This is a genomic window from Lelliottia sp. CFBP8978, assembly GCF_034046055.2.
Lineage (GTDB): Bacteria > Pseudomonadota > Gammaproteobacteria > Enterobacterales > Enterobacteriaceae > Enterobacter.
Genome location: NZ_CM188253.1, coordinates 1,667,757 through 1,686,637 on the forward strand (window position 1 = coordinate 1,667,757; position 18,881 = coordinate 1,686,637).

Here is an 18,881-nt window from a genome sequence, read left to right on the forward strand (position 1 = left end):
ATGAAGAAGCATGAAGAGATCGACGTTGCTGAACCTTCACGGCGTCGGTTGTTAAAAGGGGTGGGGGCGCTTGGTGGCGCGCTCGCTCTGGCTGGGGGCTGCCCGATGGCGCATGCGGCAAAACCGCAAAGCGCGCCAGGCACGCTCTCTCCCAACGCAAGAATGGAAACGCAGCCGTTCTACGGCGAGCATCAGGCCGGAATTTTGACGCCGCAGCAGGCGTCAATGATGGTGGTAGCGTTTGATTCGCTGGCAAGTGACAAAGCGGATCTGGAGCGTCTGTTCCGTCTGCTGACGAAGCGTATTGCGTTTCTGACGGCGGGAGGCCCTGCACCACAGACGCCGAACCCTCGCATGCCGCCGATGGACTCGGGGATCCTGGGGGCGTTCATTGCACCGGATAATCTGACCATGACCGTCTCCGTCGGTGAGTCGCTTTTTGATGCCCGCTATGGGCTTGAGAAGCATAAACCGAAGACGCTGCAAAAGATGACGCGTTTTCCCAATGACTCACTGGATGCGGCGCTGTGTCATGGCGATCTGCTGCTCCAGATCTGCGCGAATACCCAGGACACGGTGATCCACGCGTTGCGCGATATTATTAAGCACACGCCGGATCTTCTGAGCGTGCGCTGGAAACGCGAGGGGTTTATCTCCGATCACGCCGCGCGCAGTCAGGGGAAAGAGACGCCGGTTAATCTGCTCGGTTTTAAAGACGGTACGGCCAATCCGGACAGCCGTGATGCGGCGTTAATGCAAAACGTGGTCTGGACGACGGCGGATCAAGGAGAACCCGCCTGGACCGTCGGCGGCAGCTATCAGGCGATACGGATTATCCAGTTCCACGTGGAGTTCTGGGATCGGACGCCGCTGAAAGAGCAGCAGACGATTTTTGGTCGTGATAAGCAAAGCGGTGCGCCGCTGGGTATGAAAAATGAACACGACGTACCGGACTACGCCAGCGATCCTGAGGGCAATCTGATCGCGCTGGACAGCCATATTCGTCTGGCCAATCCGCGAACGCCGGAAACCGAGTCCAGCCTGATGATGCGCCGTGGCTACAGCTATTCGCTGGGGGTGACCAACTCCGGGCAGCTGGATATGGGACTGCTGTTTGTCTGTTACCAGCACGATCTGGAGAAGGGCTTCCTGGCCGTGCAGAAGCGGCTAAACGGCGAGGCGCTGGAAGAGTACATAAAGCCCATCGGCGGCGGCTATTTCTTTGCTCTGCCGGGCGTGCGCGATAACACCGCGTATCTCGCGCAAGGGCTGATCGAAGCCTGAAATTATCCCCGCGAAGCTTAGCGGGGATATTATTTTTTTGTATGACTATCCCACTGTTATATTTCTGTAATATTCCTGTAAGAGACTGAATCCCGCTGCCGGACCGGGTATGTAAGTTGCGCTCAGGTAAAATAAATGTTGCATTTATGATAATTCCTGATGTACTTACTATAAGTCAGCGGTAGTTCCCGGCAGTGATATTGAATCACTATGGAGATCGCGAATGGTTGGGTCCTGTACTGGACAAGTTAAACATAACAACCGCAGTATTCGGCGCGGAGGCTCAGACTCCGGCAGCGATTTCTTCACCACAAAATTTCCCTCCTCACTGAATCAACATAACGTATCCGACGTGCAGAGCGGTGTGCGTAGCCGTTGTGCATCGTCATTTAAAAAGGCAAGCAATGGCTTACAAGGAAGCCAAACCTCAGATGTTCGTGCGCATAATCGTGCCGCCAGCGGCGCGTGTGATGAATACCAACAACTCAAGGTGCTATCCATGGGAAGACAAAAAGCAGTGATCAAAGCTCGTCGCGAAGCAAAACGTGTGCTGAGACGGGATTCACGGAGCCATAAACAGCGTGAAGAAGAATCGGTCACCTCGCTTGTGCAGATGAGTGGCGTAGAAGCAATTGGCATGGCGCGGGACAGCCGTGATAATTCTCCAATTGCCCCGCGTAATGAAGCTCAGGCGCACTACCTGAATGCTATCGAGAGTAAACAGCTGATCTTCGCAACCGGTGAAGCCGGATGTGGGAAAACGTGGATAAGTGCTGCCAAGGCGGCGGAGGCTCTGATCCATAAGGATGTGGACAGAATAATCGTCACCCGTCCGGTATTGCAGGCCGATGAAGATCTCGGCTTCTTGCCCGGCGATATTTCAGAGAAGTTTGCCCCGTATTTCCGCCCCGTCTATGACGTGCTGGTGAAAAGACTCGGTGCATCCTTTATGCAGTACTGCCTGCGACCAGAGATTGGTAAGGTGGAAATCGCGCCGTTCGCCTATATGCGCGGACGTACATTTGAAAATGCGGTCGTCATTCTCGACGAGGCTCAGAACGTGACCGCTGCGCAGATGAAAATGTTTTTAACGCGCCTCGGGGAAAACGTCACCGTTATCGTCAACGGCGATATCACGCAGTGCGACCTGCCATCGGGTGTGAAATCTGGCCTGAGCGACGCAATGGCGCGTTTTGTTGAAGACGATATGGTGGGCGTGGTGCGGTTCACCAAAGACGATTGCGTGCGTTCGGCGTTGTGTCAACGCACGCTGAACGCCTACTACTGAGTTTTGCTGCTCTCAAGGCCCGGGAAACCGGGCTTTGTTTTATTACAGTCAAAAACGACAGACGAAAAAAAAGCCCGCATTTTCATGCGAGCTCTTCTTAAATATGGCGGTGAGAGAGGGGTTCGAACCCTCGATACGTTGCCGTATACACACTTTCCAGGCGTGCTCCTTCAGCCACTCGGACACCTCACCGTATTGTTTTGCTGCCTGACCACTTGGGGGGCAACGGGGCGCTACTATAGGGAGTTGCACGAAAACGGTCAAGCTTATTTTAAGCTTTAGTGCCTGTTCGCTTAAGCAATAATCACCCCGACGATTTTTGGGTCGCATCGGAGGAGATAAACGCGGTAAATCGAGGATAACGCGACAGTCCGGCCACTGTAGCCATCGTCGCGTTTAACGTCGTCGCGGGCATCTTCCGCCCGATGATCTTGTTGTAAGCGCGCCACCCGCAGAGCCAGAAAACAGGCATAAAAAAAAGCCCGCATTTTCATGCGGGCTCTTCTTAAAATATGGCGGTGAGAGAGGGGTTCGAACCCTCGATACGTTGCCGTATACACACTTTCCAGGCGTGCTCCTTCAGCCACTCGGACACCTCACCGTATTGTCATCCCGTTACTGTCGGGACGGGCGCTAATGTAAGGAAAAGCCGCAGTGTCGTCAATCAACTTTTTCACTTATCTGGCGCGATTAAACAAACTTCAAGCAACCTGATTCGTAAATGTGCTGAAAGCGCTTTTTTTATCAACAACGAACTTTGCGCATTAATTTGTTATTCTGATAATCCTCTTAAAAAGACATATAAAACATCGCAATAAAAGGCAGGAGTCACTATGGATATCATCTTTTATCACCCGACGTTTGATACTTCTTACTGGATTAAGACGCTGTCAGCAGCATTGCCTGATGCGCGCGTGCGCGAATGGAAGCGGGGCGATAATGAGCATGCAGATTATGCGCTGGTCTGGCACCCGCCGGTCGAGATGCTGGAAGGGCGTGACCTGAAGGCTGTTTTTGCGCTGGGAGCCGGCGTGGACTCGATACTGAGCAAGCTAAAAGCCCATCCGGAAATGTTGCCAGAGCATATTCCCCTGTTCCGGCTGGAAGATACCGGTATGGGTCAGCAAATGCAGGAGTATGCCGTCAGCCAGGTGTTGCACTGGTTCCGCCGCTTCGATGATTACCAGGCGCTCAAGCAACGCGCTTGCTGGGAGCCGCTACCCGATTATCATCGTGAAGATTTTACCATCGGTATTCTGGGCGCCGGTGTGCTGGGCTCAAAAGTCGCCGAGGCGCTGGCGCCGTGGGGCTTCCCGCTGCGCTGCTGGAGCCGTAATCGCAAGGATTACCCCGGTGTGGAAAGCTTTGCTGGCAAGGAAGAGCTGCCCGCATTTTTAAACGGCACCCGTGTGCTCATTAATTTGTTGCCTAACACCGCCGAAACGGTGGGCATTATCAATAAGGATCTGCTTAGCCAGCTGGCGGATGAGAGTTATGTGATGAACCTGGCGCGTGGCGTTCATCTGGTGGAGCCCGATCTGCTTCAGCTTCTTGATAAGGGTAAGCTGAAAGGCGCGATGCTCGATGTCTATAGCAGTGAGCCGTTGCCCGTAGAGAGTCCGCTTTGGGCGCACCCACGCGTGGCGATGACCCCGCACGTGGCGGCGGTGACTCGTCCAGCCGAAGCCGTGGCCTATATTGCCCGCACCATCAACCTGCTTGAGCAGGGCAAAGCCGCAACCGGGCAGGTCGACAGACAGCGCGGTTATTAAGGCTGATAAGGCGAACCCGGCGCTGGCCGGGTTTTTGCTAATATTCACCGACCAGACCTGCTATCCTTTGGGAAAACATCAGAGGAGAGAGAGATGTATCCCGTAGACCTGCATATGCATACCGTCGCCAGTACCCACGCCTACAGCACCCTCCACGACTATATCGCGCAAGCAAAGCTGAAGGGCATTAAACTCTTTGCCATCACCGATCATGGTCCGGATATGGCTGATGCGCCGCATTACTGGCACTTTGTGAATATGCGCATTTGGCCTCGTCTGGTGGATGGCGTCGGGATACTGCGCGGAATCGAGGCGAACATTAAAAATACGGACGGTGAGATCGACTGTACTGGCCCGATGCTTACCTCGCTCGATCTGATTATTGCCGGTTTTCATGAGCCCGTTTTTGCTCCTCAGGATAAAGACACCAATACGCAGGCCATGATTGCGACGATTGCCAGCGGTAACGTGCACATCATCAGCCATCCTGGAAATCCTAAGTACCCCATCGACATTCAGGCGGTGGCGCAGGCCGCGGCCAAACATCGCGTGGAGCTGGAAATCAATAACTCCTCCTTTACTCACTCGCGTATGGGTAGCGAAGCCAACTGTCGCGCAGTGGCGGCGGCGGTGCGTGACGCGGGGGGGATGGTGGCGCTGGGCTCTGATTCCCACACCGCCTTTACGCTGGGGGAATTTGGTGAGTGCCGGAAAGTTCTCGATGAGGTCGGTTTCCCGGAAGAGCGCATACTGAACGTTACCCCGCGCCGCATGCTCGATTTTCTGGCGTCGCGCGGCATGGCTCCTGTCACTGAATTTGCTGACCTTTAATATTGTTACGGAAAAATGAAATGAACGAGTTTTCGATCCTTTGCCGCGTATTGGGCACCTTGTACTATCGCCAACCGCAAGATCCGCTGCTGGTGCCGCTTTTTACGCTGATTCGTGAAGGTAAGCTCGCGGATAACTGGCCGCTCGAACAAGACGAGCTGCTGCAGCGCCTGCAAAACAGCTGCGACATGCAGCAGATTGCCGCCGATTACAACGCCCTGTTCGTGGGCGAAGAGGGCCGCGTCTCGCCGTATCGTTCAGCATGGGTAGAGGGAGCGACGGAATCTGAAGTCCGCGCGTTTTTATCAGAACGCGGGATGCCGCTGACGGATGCACCTGCCGATCATATTGGTACGCTGCTGCTGGCGGCATCGTGGATTGAAGACCATGCCGGAGAGGATGAGAGCGAAGCGCTTGAGACGTTGTTTGCTGATTATCTGCTGCCCTGGTGCGGAACCTTCCTCGGCAAAATTGAAGCCCACGCCGCTTCGCCATTCTGGCGGACAATGGCACCTTTGACCCGCGAAGCTATTTCGGCGATGTGGGACGAATTACAGGAAGAGAACGAAGAGTGATCTGAGTCACATTTGTAATGCAACGATACATTTCACTTTGCATATAATGTGCTCATGATCTCATTTCCCTGGCGCGTTTCTGATAAGATGCGCGCCATGAACATACTCCTTTCTATCGCAATCACGACAGGCATTCTCTCCGGTCTTTGGGGATGGGTGGCCGTGTCTCTGGGATTACTCAGCTGGGCGGGTTTCCTTGGCTGTACGGCTTATTTCGCCTGCCCGCAGGGCGGAGTGAAGGGGCTGTTTATTTCCGGTTGCACGATGATTAGCGGCGTTGTTTGGGCATTGATTATTATGCACGGTAGCGCGCTGGCGCCCCATCTTGAGATTGTGGGTTACATGATGACGGGTGTGGTGGCGTTTCTGATGTGCATCCAGGCGAAACATCTGCTGCTGTCATTTGTGCCTGGCACCTTTATTGGCGCCTGCGCGACGTTTGCAGGGCAGGGGGACTGGAAGCTCATTGTTCCTTCTCTGCTTCTGGGGCTGGTGTTCGGCTACGCAATGAAAAACAGCGGGCTTTGGCTGGCAGCGCGACGAGAAAGAGCGCAGAACGTATCGATTCTCAGCAAATAAAAAAGCGAGCCAGATGGGCTCGCTTTTTTATTTGCGCGTTAAATCAGGATTCCGGAGGTACCGACATTTCGCGGTATTTCACCAGCACCTCATTTTTCACGTCATTTTTATTCTGCAGGTCCCACAAGCCGCGATCGATGCCATCGTTAATCAGGAAGATAACCCCTGTTTCAATCGCTGACATCAGACACATCATCACCGGTTCGTTAGAGGTGTAGCCAATTTCACCTTCCAGCAGGCGCTGGTAATCAATAAAGCGGAATACCCCGGCCTGAACTTCGTACGAGAGGATTGTTTTGCTGGTGGTCACGGATGATAAAACTTCACCCGTACTGACATTGACCACGCGCAGGTTGACGGCGATCTGATCGAGCTGATATTGCGTGTCAGCACCGATACCGAAATAACGCGCCCCGACACCACCCGATTTCACGTTACTTTCATAGCCGATAATTGACCCTTCGACCATCACGTTGGCTGCCACTAATGATTGCAGCGGTACGCGGTTATTCACCCCAACGGTGCCGTTTTCCTGAGCTGCACGAATTATTTTGCGTTCGTTCAGCAGGTTTTGCAGCCCCTGACGTTCCAGAGGAATAAACCAGCGTGAATCCTTGAGCGCAGTAACAAGCATGGCGGTCGCACTTTGCGGTACTGCCGTAGAGAAGTTACTCGCCGGATAAGGTTTAAACTGACCGGTTTCATCCTGAATGTTATAGACCGAGACAAATATTTTACCCGTCGGTGAAGGCAGATGAGTCAGATCGCGATAGCTTTGCGCCCGAGGCATCAGCGTGGGTTTAGCGGCTTCATTAGGTGGAGCAGTTAAACAACCGCTCAATAAGCACACTGCAACAAGTATTAAAAAGCGCTGCATGATGATTGTCCTTATTTCGTTGTTGTTTAAAAGTCAGTTGAATTAGAGGCGAGACCTGAAACCTGGATCGTGGATGTTTTACCCGTTTTCCGGTCTGTGACATTCAACTGCAGTTGCCCGTCTTTATTTGCAATATCGACAATAAATTCGTTGGTCACCATTCGACCTGGTTTGCCGGTATTAATATTCGTTAATAAGCCACCTAATATTTGCGACTGAATGGCTTGTGTGAAGTTGTCCAGTGCTGACGGGGTTTCGATACCAAAGTCGTCGTCATAGCTGGGGTCTTTATACGAGTTTTGAGCCTGGGCTTCATTCAGCATGAAGGCCCCATTATTGGGATTACCGCCGAAGTTAGGATTACGGAACTGGAAGGTCATATTTCCGGCCCAACTTAATGGAGCAATCAACATTAATGAAATAACTGTGTGTGCGAGACGCATTACAGCCTCCGGATCTTATACGTAGCTAGAATTCATCTTTTGCTAAATCGCCAGTGCCCAATAGAGCCTTGTCGATTTGCAGACGATTGATCGCATCTTCGGTTTGTTCCAGTGCGAAACTGACGTTTTTGTCGAAGTCTCGTTTGGTTGGGAATAAAAATGTCTGGTAAATAACGTCCTGATTAACCGTTATTGTGATCCAGCTTCCCCATCGAGCACTGGGACGCTCATTGATCGTTAAGTTGCCTGGATAATCACTTTCCCATTTGTCGCTAAACGCCCGATAAAAGTCGTGGCCGATAGAGGAGACAGTGTGGTCAGTTAACAATCCGGGAACTTCCACTTCAACAGCATGAAGATTCCCGGCAGCAAGCAGAAAGCCCGCTGCCGCTACCCAACTCAATGTGCGTTTCATGTTGTTAACGCCTGAGGTTATCGTTTGCCCATGAAACTGCCTGAGTCCTGTTTTTAACAGCTATCTTTTTGAAAAGATTATAGAGATGAGTCTTAACCGTATTTTCGCTGATAAATAACGACCGGGCGATTTCAATGTTTGAAGAGCCAATACGTAATTTATTCAAAATCTCTTTTTCACGATGCGTGAGCAGCGCAGATTCTGAACTGTTATAGCGATAATTTCCGGAGTGAGTGATGAGATAGCTGGCAAGTTTCTGTGAAAAATAACATTCTCCACGTAAAATACCTTGCAGCCCTTCCACCACGCGTGTCTCGTCTTCAGTGACGTAAAAGACGCCGTTGATATGCGGCCAGCTTTCAATATCCCGGAAGGGATACTCATCAGGCGTGTTCAATAACAGCGCGCGGATATTATTGTTTTTCCTGCTTAAGTTATCTTGCCAGTAATGGATGAGCTTTTTATCCGCTTCCATCATATCGAAAAGAATGATGCTGCCAGGTGCAATATCATCAAAAGAACGTTGAATATTATGCAATTTCCCGTTCAATGACAGAGACTGCTTCAAATGCTGTAATAATGCTGTCGCTTGTAAGGAAGGCTTTGTGATCAACAGTAATGTATGACCATGTAAACTATGGACTTCATTAAACATGATGAAACCCCACTTTTTTATAACACCTGGCAGCTGTCCCCCGATATAGACAAGGGGACACCAGAAGTACTGACAGATGTTGCACTGCTGTGTGTAGAATCAGACCATAACCTCCGCAGGGAGGTAAATATAAAAAATAATGCGTACTGCTGATTTCAATCTAGCTATTACGATTTTTAAATCAAGTGTTAATGGTGTAACAAAATGTAAAAATCAATATTAAATTGTGAAAACAGGAGGTGGTAAATGTTCAAAATTGATAAAAAAGTTGTACACGGTAATAACGTTGCACACATTTTAAAAATCATACAAATTATTATAGATTGTTGATATATATATGTATTTATTATTTTTACCCACATCATTTATGGTATGAGATTGTCGAAATCTCTAAGACCTTTACGCATGAGTCATTGTTCTTAAGAAAACAGCTCTCTCGTGACAGCGTTGTCATCTCGTGGAACTCTGGCGACTCACTGAATGCAGACGTGACGGGGGCAGTGAGCGCCATGCAACGCTATGCAAATGACATTTTGAATTTATTTTATAAAAAACTAACTCACGCTGGGGTCAGCGAATTTTAGCGATAATTAATACTTTGAGGTGACCCGATAAATAAAAATAACACTCGCGGGTGAGATATTTAAATTGTTTCAATAGACATACTCTTCATCGTAACGCAGCGTTAACAAAAAACGAATCGCGTTAACACCGAAGTTTTTATTTCTCCAGGTCCAGGTGACAACATGAAAAACAAAACGTTATTTATGATGTTTACATTACTGGGTGCGCCTGGGTTAGCAATCGCGGCAGGTCCGGATTTGGCAATTTCGGAATACAACTTCGCGGTTAATGAATTAAGTAAGTCTTCATATAATCAGGCAGCCATTATTGGTCAAAACGGCGTAGGTAATAGCGCCGATGTTCGTCAGGGCGGTTCCAAATTACTGTCCGTTGTTTCTCAGGATGGCGGAAGCAATAGAGCGAAGATTGATCAATCAGGGACTTATAACCTTGCTTATATTGATCAGGCCGGTAACGGCAATGATGCGAGTATTAAACAAGGGGCTTTTGGTAATACCGCGATGATTATCCAGAAAGGTTCGGGTAACAGAGCGAATATTACGCAGTATGGTACGCAAAAAACAGCAGTTGTAGTACAGAGACAGTCGCAAATGGCTATTCGCGTCATCCAACGCTAACTATTTACGACGACTTAAATCAATCCGATGGGGGTTTACCATGAAACTTTTCAAAGTGGCAGCAATTGCAGCAATCGTAGTTTCTGGCAGTGCTCTGGCTGGTGCGGTTCCACAATACGGCGGCGGCGGCGGCGGTGGTGGTTGGGGTGGCGGTAACAGCGGCCCGAACTCAACTCTGAGCATTTACCAGTACGGTGGCGGCAACTCCGCTGTTGCCTTGCAAACTGACGCTAAAAATTCTGACCTGACCATTACTCAGCACGGTGGCGGTAACGGTGCTGATGTTGGACAAGGCTCTGATGACAGTACCATTGACCTGCTGCAGAAAGGCTTTGGTAACAGCGCAACCCTCGATCAGTGGAATAGCAAAGACTCCACAATCAATGTCAAACAGTTCGGCGGCGGCAACGGCGCGGCAGTGGACCAGACAGCGTCCGGATCCACTGTAACTGTGCATCAGGTTGGCTTCGGCAACAACGCGACTGCGCATCAGTATTAAATATCGAATCTGTGCTACGAAAAAACAGGGCAACTGCCCTGTTTTTTTTCGGGAGTTTATCATGCATACCTTATTACTCCTCGCTGCGCTCTCCAGTCAAATCACCTTTAAAACGACCCATGACGGGAATATGACCACTATTATTCCTCAGGTTATTTTGACCGAGCCTTGTGTGTGTCAGGTTCAGATCCTCTCCTCGCGACAAGGGCAGGGAGGCGAAAGCACGTCACAACAACGAAATACGCTCTCAATACCCGCTAATCAGGCGATTGATTTGTCCCGACTCAGTTTAAATATTGGCCCTGAAGATACGATAAAAATTGTTGTCGTCGTCTCTGATGGGAAATCGCTTCATTTATCGCAGCAATGGCCGAATTCTGAATGATATATTCATGAAATCAATATATTGGATAATTTTGCGGTTCCCAGTGAATGTTTCTACTCTGTAATTAAGGAATGCCCGCCAGCCTCAAGGATGATTTTTCATTGAGGAGCCAGACAATGTCAGTGATTAACGTTAAATCTATTTTGGGTGCCGCATTTATCTTTGTCACGACGATAAATTCCGCGTTCTCTTCAACTGTTGTAAATGGTGGTGTGATTCATTTTCGTGGCATGATTGTCGAAGACCCGTGTGTCATCTCGCCTCAAAAGCAGAAATTTACGATGTCTTGTCTGCGTCAAGGAAAAATGCACACCACCCAGATCAGCTACCGTGATGCTCTGAATGGACGTAACCCTTATCCCAGTGTCGCCACGGTCAGTATGGAATATATCAATCCTCAAAAGTCCCTGGCCATTGTGCAAATCGACTACCGCTAAACGAAAGCCCTCCTGTCGAAAGACGTGAGGGCTTTTCTAATCAATTCTTTTTCACAACTCCCCCCTGCTATACACTTAATAAAAAGACGGGTAGTAGAGGGTTGGGTATGAAGCCGCAAATTGAAGTTGTTCTGGGAGATATCACCACGCAGCACGTGGATGTCATTGTCAATGCTGCCAATCCTTCGCTGTTGGGGGGAGGGGGTGTTGATGGAGCTATCCACCGGGCGGCCGGTCCACAATTACTGGATGCCTGTAAAATTGTGCGCCATCAGCAGGGCGAATGTGCCCCCGGACAGGCGGTGATCACCATTGCCGGCGATTTGCCCGCCAAAGCGGTCATTCATACCGTTGGCCCGGTGTGGCAGGGCGGGGAGCATCATGAGGCCAGAACGCTGGAGGATGCTTATCTCAACAGCCTGCGTCTGGCTGCGGCGAATGGCTATCAAACGATTGCGTTTCCTGCCATTAGCACAGGGGTGTACGGTTTTCCGAAAGCCGCTGCCGCTGAAATCGCCGTTGCGACGGTTTCAGACTATCTCACCCGCAAGCCACTGCCGGAACGGGTATACTTTGTCTGCTATGATGAAGAAAATGCCCGACTTTACCAGCGACTCCTTACCCAACGAGGTCAAGACCCCGACGCCTGACACGCGGCTCGGGCGCGCGATTGCGCCTGTCAGTGCAGAACATCCTGAATTATGTGGTCTGCTCCCTCTTGATAACAGCCTTGACGCGTTTGCCTGCCGCTATCGCCTTGCTGAAATGGCCGAGAAAACCCTGGATGTGCAGTACTACATCTGGGAGGACGATATGTCCGGGAGACTGCTGTTCTCCGTTTTACTGGCTGCCGCTACGCGCGGCGTCCGTGTCCGACTTCTGCTGGATGACAATAATACGCAAGGGCTGGATGCTATTCTGCGGCTTCTGGACTCGCACCCCGGCATTGATGTTCGCCTGTTCAATCCCTTCTCCTTCAGGATGCTGCGATCGCTCGGATATTTGACCGATTTCGCGCGACTTAACCGCCGCATGCACAACAAGAGTTTTACCGTTGATGGTGAAGTGACCATCGTGGGCGGCAGAAATGTCGGGGATGCCTATTTTGGCGCCGGTGAAGAGCCGCTCTTTTCCGATCTGGATGTGATGGCGGTCGGGCCTGTGGTGGCGGAGGTGGCGGAGGACTTTGAGCGATACTGGAACAGCGCCTGTGTTTCAACGCTAAAGCAGGTTCTCTCCTTATCGGAGGCGGAAATCGAAGCGCGTTTGCAGCCGCCAAAAGAGTGGTATCAGAATGATATTGCCAGGCGTTATCTCGATAAACTGGAAACCAGCCCGTTTATCGCCCAGCTTGAAGCCAGGAATTTGCCGCTGATCTGGGCCAAGACGCGACTGCTTAGCGATGATCCCCGAAAAGGGTTGGGGCGGGCAAGACGCCATTCGCTGCTGCCCCAGCGACTGCTCGATGTCATGGGCTCTCCGGTTGAACAAATCGATATTATTTCGTCCTATTTTGTCCCCACCCGCGCCGGCGTCGCGCTGCTGCTGCAACTGGTGCGTAAAGGCGTCAAAATTGCCATCCTCACAAATTCACTGGCAGCAAACGACGTTGCCGTCGTTCATGCGGGTTACGCGCGCTGGCGTAAAAAATTGCTGCGTCATGGTATCGAGCTGTATGAGCTTAAACCCACGCAGGAATTTGTACCGGGAATACGGGACAGGGGGCTGACAGGGAACTCTGGCTCCAGTTTGCATGCCAAAACGTTCAGCATTGATGGCCAGAAAGTGTTTATTGGTTCGTTAAATTTCGACCCACGTTCAACGATGCTCAATACGGAAATGGGGTTTGTCATCGAAAGCGAAACACTGGCACGTTTGATTCACCGCCGTTTTTTGAAAAGTCGTCGTCATGAAGCATGGCAAATCAGGCTGGATAAGCTCGGGCGCTTAAACTGGATTGAGCACAAAGATGGCCGTGAGATTGTCCTGAAGAAAGAGCCGAAAACGCGCTTCTGGCAGCGTGTTCTGGTCCGTCTGGCCTGGTGGTTGCCGGTGGAGTGGTTGCTGTAAACGCGCCGGAAGCCCGGCGCGAAAGTGGGTTAAGCGGCTTTGGTGCTCTCGGCTTTGTTTTGCGGTTTACCCGAAAACAGGAAACGCAGCAGCGGAATTCGCAGATGAATTTCGTACAGCAGGATGGCGATCCCCACCACAAATAGCAGCCCGGTGAAAAAGCCTAATGCGTTAGAACGAATGTGCGGGGTGATATATGCACCAAAAAAGAGCGTCAGCGGGTGGTGAACCAGGTAGATAAACAGCGACGCGTTGACGAAATAGGTCACCCGCGCGGATTTAAAGTTCAACAGGCGATGCCCCAGTGCAAACACCACGTTCACCATCCACAGCCCCAGCAGCATCGTAATCACGCTTTCTGTTTCGTACATCCACGCATCGCCACTCCCAAAACGCTGATTGAGCAGATAGGCCGCAAACGCCAGGGCCGCACCGACGGCGCACCACGGTGATGGCGTAGTGAACAGCGCTTTAAGTTTCGGCGAGATGAAAGCCAGCGCACCCAGCATAAAGAAGGGGATGTAGAACAGGGTTTGCATCACGACGAAGTTAAACAGTCCGTCGCTCAGAACCGGGGGATAAACCATAAACAGAATGCGGCGAATCGCGCCATAAGCGATACCGAGCATCAGGAAAATCACAGTGAGCTTGCCATAGGTGATATGGGGAAAATGTGATTCGTGATGACGGCTAAGCTGGCGGCGTAACTTGCTGAAAATCCACAGACTAATGGTAGTCATCACCACCAGCACCAGCAGGAACCACAGATGCGAGACCAGTTCCCAGACCAGGGTGTTGTATTTCTCGTACCCTGTCAGGTTTTGCCAGTTATCCGCTTTGCCTTTTACGTACTGCAACATAATGAACTGCGGCAGCGTCAGCAGTGGAATCGCGGTCAACATCGGGATGCCGACCCGTTCGACGCGCACTTTCCACCAGCGTTTGATCGGATAGCGCAAAAACAGCATATAAGAGAAATAACCGGAGATGACAAAGAATACCTGCATCCGGAAAGAGTGTATAAAGTCGTTAAACAGTGTCAGCCACCACGATGGCTCTATACTGTTTACATGCCAGGTATGGCTGGAGTAAATCAATGAGATGTGAAAAGGGATCCCCAACAGCATCAGCCATGCCCGGATCGAGTCGAGGAAGTATTCACGTTGTACGGGTGCAGTGGTCATATAACTTTGTGCATTCTCAGACTTTTCGTCTTATCCATAAGACTAATAGTGGTTACATTCGAAGCCAACCCTACACCAAGACCGATACCCTGTCTCCAGGATAAGCACGCAAAGTGAAAAGAGGGTTCTTGCACTTGCTTAATCCATGAGCCAGCGCGCTGAACAAAGCAGTGATAATGTTGTCGGATTGCCTGAATTTCCAGTAAAATGGATCGGATCGAATTAAGCACACAAAGGGGGAAGTGCTTACTTATTATGAAACATAAACCACAAATGATGAAAATGCGTTGGTTGGGTGCAGCTGTTTTGCTGTCCCTGTATACCTCCTCTGCATGGTCTTTTTCCATCGATGATGTCGCAAAACAGGCAAAATCGATGGCTGGCAAAAGCTATGAGGCGCCAAAAAGTAACCTGCCCTCCGTTTTCCGCGACATGAAATATGCGGACTATCAGCAGATCCAGTTTAACCACGATAAAGCGTACTGGAACAACGTTAAGACCCCATTCAAGCTTGAGTTCTATCATCAGGGTATGTACTTCGATACCCCGGTTGCCATCAATGAAGTCACGGCTACCGCGGTACGCAAAATTAAATACAGTCCGGACTATTTTAATTTTGGCGATGTTAAGCACGATAAAGATACCGTCAAAGATCTGGGTTTTGCGGGCTTTAAAGTCCTTTACCCCATCAACAGCAAAGATAAAAACGACGAAATTGTCAGCATGCTGGGGGCCAGTTATTTCCGTGTGATCGGTTCCGGCCAGGTCTATGGGCTTTCTGCGCGCGGGCTGGCCATTGACACGGCCCTGCCATCTGGCGAAGAGTTCCCTCGTTTCCGCGAGTTCTGGATTGAGCGTCCAAAACCGACCGACAAACGCCTGACGATTTATGCGCTGCTGGACTCTCCGCGTGCCACTGGGGCATACCGTTTTGTCATTATTCCAGGCCGTGACTCAGTTATTGACGTGCAGTCGAAAGTCTATCTGCGCGACAAGGTGGGCAAACTCGGTGTGGCACCATTAACCAGTATGTTCCTGTTTGGGCCGAACCAGCCTTCTCCGGCAACCAATTTCCGTCCTGAGCTCCATGATTCCAATGGTCTTTCCATTCTCGCCGGTAATGGTGAGTGGATTTGGCGTCCGCTGAACAACCCGAAACATCTGGCCGTGAGCAGTTTTGCCATGGAAAACCCACAAGGTTTTGGTCTGCTGCAGCGTGGCCGTCAGTTCTCCCGTTTCGAAGATCTTGACGATCGTTACGATCTGCGCCCAAGCGCCTGGGTCACACCGAAAGGGGACTGGGGTAAAGGCAAAATTGAACTGGTTGAAATTCCGACCAACGATGAAACCAACGACAACATCGTGGCTTACTGGACTCCGGATCAGCTTCCGGAAGCCGGTAAAGAGATGAACTTCAAATACACCATCAATTTCAGCCGTGATGAAGACAAACTGCACGCACCAGACAATGCCTATGTCGTGCAGACTCGTCGCTCGACGGGTGATGTGAAGCAGTCAAATCTTATCCGTCAACCTGATGGCACCGTTGCATTTGTGGTGGATTTCGCCGGTCAGGAGATGAAAAAACTGACCCCGGACACACCAGTGACCGCGCAAACCAGCATTGGCGATAATGGTGAAATTGTCGAAAGCACCGTGCGTTACAACCCGGTGACGAAAGGGTGGCGCTTGACCCTGCGCGTGAAAGTGAAAGATCCAAAACAGACCACTGAAATGCGTGCTGCGCTGGTCAATGCCGATCAGCCACTGAGTGAAACCTGGAGCTATCAGCTACCTGCTAATGAATAATATAACTGAATATATCGATGCCATGCCGCTGACAGATGTTGAGAAAGCGGCACTGCCAAAGAGCGACATCCGCGCGGTTCACGCCGCGCTGGATGCTGAACATCATCAGTTTACGCGTGAAGACGATTCGCCGTTAGGATCGGTAAAAGCGCGTCTGGAGCAGGCGTGGCCGGATTCGCTGGCAGACGGGCAACTTATCAAGGATGACGAAGGGCGTACTCAGCTTGAGGCAATGCCAAAGGCCACGCGTTCTTCGATGTTCCCGGATCCGTGGCGCACTAACCCTGTGGGGCGCTTCTGGGATCGCCTGCGCGGTCGCGAAGTTGCGCCGCGCTATCTGTCGCGTCTGACAAAAGAACAGCAAGCGTCTGAGCAGAAATGGCGTACCGTCGGTACCATCCGTCGTTACACCTTGCTGCTGCTGACGCTGGCGCAGACCATTGTCGCCACCTGGTATATGAAGACTATCCTGCCTTATCAGGGCTGGGCGTTGATCAATCCTGCCGATATGGTGGGACAAGATCTGTGGGTGTCGTTCATGCAGCTGCTGCCGTACATTCTGCAGAGCGGGATCCTCCTGCTCTTTGCTGTGTTGTTCTGCTGGGTCTCGGCCGGTTTCTGGACTGCCCTGATGGGCTTCCTGCAGTTGCTGATGGGACGGGATAAATACAGCATTTCAGCTTCGACGGTGGGGGATGAGGCGTTAAATCCCGAACACCGTACCGCGCTGATCATGCCTATCTGCAACGAAGATGTGGATCGCGTTTTTGCAGGGCTTCGTGCGACCTGGGAATCTGTGAAGGCGACCGGCAATGCCGCGCATTTCGACGTTTATATCCTGAGTGACAGCTACAACCCGGATATCTGTGTTGCCGAGCAAAAAGCCTGGATGGAACTGATTGCAGAAGTGCAGGGCGAAGGGCAGATTTTCTATCGTCGCCGTCGCCGTCGTGTGAAGCGTAAAAGCGGTAACATCGACGACTTCTGCCGCCGCTGGGGTAATCAGTACAGCTACATGGTGGTGCTGGATGCGGACTCGGTAATGACGGGTGAGTGTCTGACCGGCCTCGTGCGTCTGATGGAAGCGAACCCGAACGCCGGGATCATTCAGTCATCGCCAAAAGCCTCGGGCATGGACACGCTGTATGCGCGTTGCCAACAGTTTGCTACCCGCGTGTATGGTCCGCTGTTTACCGCAGGGCTTCACTTCTGGCAATTAGGGGAATCCCACTACTGGGGTCATAACGCCATTATCCGTGTGCAGCCGTTTATCGAACACTGTGCGCTGGCACCGCTGCCGGGCGAAGGCTCGTTTGCGGGTTCTATTTTGTCGCATGACTTTGTTGAAGCGGCCCTGATGCGTCGTGCCGGATGGGGGGTGTGGATCGCTTACGATCTGCCGGGTTCTTATGAAGAGCTACCGCCAAACCTGCTGGATGAGTTGAAACGTGACCGCCGCTGGTGCCACGGTAACCTGATGAACTTCCGTCTGTTCCTGGTAAAAGGGATGCATCCGGTTCACCGCGCGGTGTTCCTGACGGGCGTGATGTCTTATCTGTCTGCGCCGCTCTGGTTTATGTTCCTGGCGTTGTCCACGGCTCTGCAGGTGGTTCATGCCCTGACGGAACCGCAGTACTTCCTGCAACCTCGCCAGCTGTTCCCGGTGTGGCCGCAGTGGCGTCCTGAACTGGCGATAGCGCTGTTTGCCTCGACCATGGTTCTGCTGTTCCTGCCAAAGCTGCTCAGCATCATTTTGATCTGGTGCAAAGGCTCGAAGGAGTTCGGCGGTTTCTGCCGCGTGACGCTTTCGCTGCTGCTCGAAGTGCTGTTCTCAGTGCTGCTGGCGCCGGTACGTATGCTGTTCCACACCGTATTTGTGGTGAGCGCGTTCCTGGGCTGGGAAGTGGTCTGGAATTCACCGCAGCGTGACGATGACTCCACCCCGTGGAGCGAAGCGTTTATGCGTCATGGTTCACAAATGTTGCTGGGTCTGGTGTGGGCTGCGGGTATGGCGTGGCTGGATTTACGCTTCCTGTTCTGGCTGGCACCGATTGTGTTCTCGCTGATCCTGTCGCCATTTGTTTCCGTCATTTCCAGCCGTGCCACGATGGGACTGCGTACGAAACGGTGGAAATTATTCCTGATCCCGGAAGAGTATTCACCTCCGCAGGTGCTGGTGGATACCGACAATTACCTGAAGCTCAATCGCAGCCGTACGCTGGAAGATGGCTTTATGCACGCGGTGTTCAACCCGTCGTTTAATGCCCTGGCAACAGCGATGGCAACGGCGCGTCACCGTGCCAGTCAGGTGCTGGAAATTGCCCGTGATCGTCACGTTGAGCAAGCGCTTAACGAAACCCCGGATAAGCTTAACCGCGACCGCCGTCTGGTCTTGCTTAGCGATCCGGTGACGATGTCTCGTCTGCACTATCGCGTGTGGTCTAACCCGGAGCGTTACTCTTCGTGGGTGGAAAACTACAGTAAACTGAAGCTGAATCCGGCGGCTCGTCCGGCCAGATAACAGGCTATAGATCAAAATGCCGGCCTTATGGTCGGCATTTTTTTTGCCCTGTCAG

At 51.5% G+C, this 18,881-nt stretch carries 20 protein-coding genes and 2 tRNA genes; 14 read left to right on the forward strand and 8 right to left on the reverse strand.

What is annotated here, in order from left to right; genetic code table 11:
- Entirely contained in the window at nucleotides 1–1,284 is a 1,284-nt protein-coding gene (gene efeB, locus SOM82_RS07705; RefSeq protein WP_320461161.1) for an iron uptake transporter deferrochelatase/peroxidase subunit, read from the forward strand.
- A 499-nt stretch (nucleotides 1,285–1,783) separates the two neighbouring features.
- Entirely contained in the window at nucleotides 1,784–2,572 is a 789-nt protein-coding gene (gene phoH, locus SOM82_RS07710) for a phosphate starvation-inducible protein PhoH (RefSeq protein WP_320461162.1), read from the forward strand.
- Nucleotides 2,573–2,676: 104 nt separating this feature from the next.
- Here phoH and SOM82_RS07715 read toward each other — a convergent pair.
- From SOM82_RS07715 to SOM82_RS07725, 3 genes are all read right to left on the reverse strand, one after another.
- Nucleotides 2,677–2,764, reverse strand: a tRNA-Ser gene (locus SOM82_RS07715).
- Between the two features lie 101 nt (nucleotides 2,765–2,865).
- A complete protein-coding gene (locus SOM82_RS07720) occupies nucleotides 2,866–3,066 on the reverse strand; it encodes a hypothetical protein (RefSeq protein WP_320461163.1) in 201 nt (66 codons plus the stop codon).
- Nucleotides 3,067–3,085: 19 nt separating this feature from the next.
- Nucleotides 3,086–3,173: transfer RNA gene (locus SOM82_RS07725), tRNA-Ser, on the reverse strand.
- A gap of 232 nt (nucleotides 3,174–3,405) precedes the next feature.
- Here SOM82_RS07725 and ghrA point away from each other — a divergent pair.
- From ghrA to SOM82_RS07745, 4 genes are all read left to right on the forward strand, one after another.
- Nucleotides 3,406–4,344 carry a glyoxylate/hydroxypyruvate reductase GhrA gene (ghrA, locus tag SOM82_RS07730; protein ID WP_154129093.1) on the forward strand — a complete coding sequence of 313 codons (939 nt, stop codon included), beginning with the start codon at nucleotides 3,406–3,408 and terminating at the stop codon, nucleotides 4,342–4,344.
- Between the two features lie 93 nt (nucleotides 4,345–4,437).
- Nucleotides 4,438–5,175 carry a phosphatase gene (locus tag SOM82_RS07735; protein WP_320461164.1) on the forward strand — a complete coding sequence of 246 codons (738 nt, stop codon included), beginning with the start codon at nucleotides 4,438–4,440 and terminating at the stop codon, nucleotides 5,173–5,175.
- A 20-nt stretch (nucleotides 5,176–5,195) separates the two neighbouring features.
- A complete protein-coding gene (locus tag SOM82_RS07740; protein WP_154129095.1) occupies nucleotides 5,196–5,750 on the forward strand; it encodes a TorD/DmsD family molecular chaperone in 555 nt (184 codons plus the stop codon).
- A 96-nt stretch (nucleotides 5,751–5,846) separates the two neighbouring features.
- The gene (locus tag SOM82_RS07745; protein ID WP_320461165.1) at nucleotides 5,847–6,329 is read left to right on the forward strand and encodes a DUF1097 domain-containing protein; all 483 of its coding nucleotides are present in this window, start codon (nucleotides 5,847–5,849) and stop codon (nucleotides 6,327–6,329) included.
- Nucleotides 6,330–6,372: 43 nt separating this feature from the next.
- On the opposite strand, the gene csgG is transcribed toward SOM82_RS07745, so the two are convergent.
- From csgG to csgD, 4 genes are read right to left on the reverse strand one after another with little or no spacing between them, the layout of a single operon-like run.
- On the reverse strand, nucleotides 6,373–7,206 hold the full coding sequence (gene csgG, locus SOM82_RS07750; protein WP_154129096.1) for a curli production assembly/transport protein CsgG: 834 nt from the start codon (nucleotides 7,204–7,206) through the stop codon (nucleotides 6,373–6,375).
- Between the two features lie 26 nt (nucleotides 7,207–7,232).
- The gene (gene csgF, locus SOM82_RS07755) at nucleotides 7,233–7,649 is read right to left on the reverse strand and encodes a curli production assembly/transport protein CsgF (protein WP_154129097.1); all 417 of its coding nucleotides are present in this window, start codon (nucleotides 7,647–7,649) and stop codon (nucleotides 7,233–7,235) included.
- Between the two features lie 25 nt (nucleotides 7,650–7,674).
- Nucleotides 7,675–8,064: a curli production assembly/transport protein CsgE gene (gene csgE / locus SOM82_RS07760; protein ID WP_154129098.1), complete on the reverse strand. Its 390-nt coding sequence runs from the start codon at nucleotides 8,062–8,064 to the stop codon at nucleotides 7,675–7,677.
- A gap of 4 nt (nucleotides 8,065–8,068) precedes the next feature.
- Complete coding sequence (gene csgD / locus SOM82_RS07765) at nucleotides 8,069–8,719, reverse strand: biofilm master transcriptional regulator CsgD (RefSeq protein WP_154129099.1); 651 nt, start codon at nucleotides 8,717–8,719, stop codon at nucleotides 8,069–8,071.
- A 746-nt stretch (nucleotides 8,720–9,465) separates the two neighbouring features.
- Between csgD and csgB the strand changes: the two genes are divergently transcribed.
- From csgB to SOM82_RS07795, 6 genes are all read left to right on the forward strand, one after another.
- Entirely contained in the window at nucleotides 9,466–9,921 is a 456-nt protein-coding gene (gene csgB, locus SOM82_RS07770) for a curli minor subunit CsgB (protein ID WP_154125025.1), read from the forward strand.
- Nucleotides 9,922–9,961: 40 nt separating this feature from the next.
- A complete protein-coding gene (gene csgA, locus SOM82_RS07775; protein ID WP_320461166.1) occupies nucleotides 9,962–10,420 on the forward strand; it encodes a curli major subunit CsgA in 459 nt (152 codons plus the stop codon).
- Between the two features lie 61 nt (nucleotides 10,421–10,481).
- Entirely contained in the window at nucleotides 10,482–10,805 is a 324-nt protein-coding gene (csgC, locus tag SOM82_RS07780) for a curli assembly chaperone CsgC (protein WP_320461167.1), read from the forward strand.
- A gap of 116 nt (nucleotides 10,806–10,921) precedes the next feature.
- A complete protein-coding gene (locus SOM82_RS07785) occupies nucleotides 10,922–11,242 on the forward strand; it encodes a YmdA family protein (RefSeq protein WP_320461168.1) in 321 nt (106 codons plus the stop codon).
- A 107-nt stretch (nucleotides 11,243–11,349) separates the two neighbouring features.
- Entirely contained in the window at nucleotides 11,350–11,892 is a 543-nt protein-coding gene (gene ymdB / locus SOM82_RS07790) for an O-acetyl-ADP-ribose deacetylase (RefSeq protein WP_154125029.1), read from the forward strand.
- A complete protein-coding gene (locus SOM82_RS07795; RefSeq protein WP_320461212.1) occupies nucleotides 11,828–13,312 on the forward strand; it encodes a phospholipase D family protein in 1,485 nt (494 codons plus the stop codon). Before ymdB ends, SOM82_RS07795 begins: the two co-directional genes overlap by 65 nt.
- Nucleotides 13,313–13,341: 29 nt before the next feature.
- On the opposite strand, the gene mdoC is transcribed toward SOM82_RS07795, so the two are convergent.
- Nucleotides 13,342–14,496, reverse strand: coding sequence for a glucans biosynthesis protein MdoC (gene mdoC / locus SOM82_RS07800; RefSeq protein ID WP_320461169.1), 1,155 nt, complete (start codon nucleotides 14,494–14,496; stop codon nucleotides 13,342–13,344).
- Nucleotides 14,497–14,769: 273 nt separating this feature from the next.
- Between mdoC and mdoG the strand changes: the two genes are divergently transcribed.
- A complete protein-coding gene (gene mdoG, locus SOM82_RS07805; protein WP_154125032.1) occupies nucleotides 14,770–16,305 on the forward strand; it encodes a glucans biosynthesis protein MdoG in 1,536 nt (511 codons plus the stop codon).
- Entirely contained in the window at nucleotides 16,298–18,826 is a 2,529-nt protein-coding gene (mdoH, locus tag SOM82_RS07810; protein WP_154125033.1) for a glucans biosynthesis glucosyltransferase MdoH, read from the forward strand. Before mdoG ends, mdoH begins: the two co-directional genes overlap by 8 nt.
- The last annotated feature ends 55 nt before the right edge of the window (nucleotides 18,827–18,881 follow it).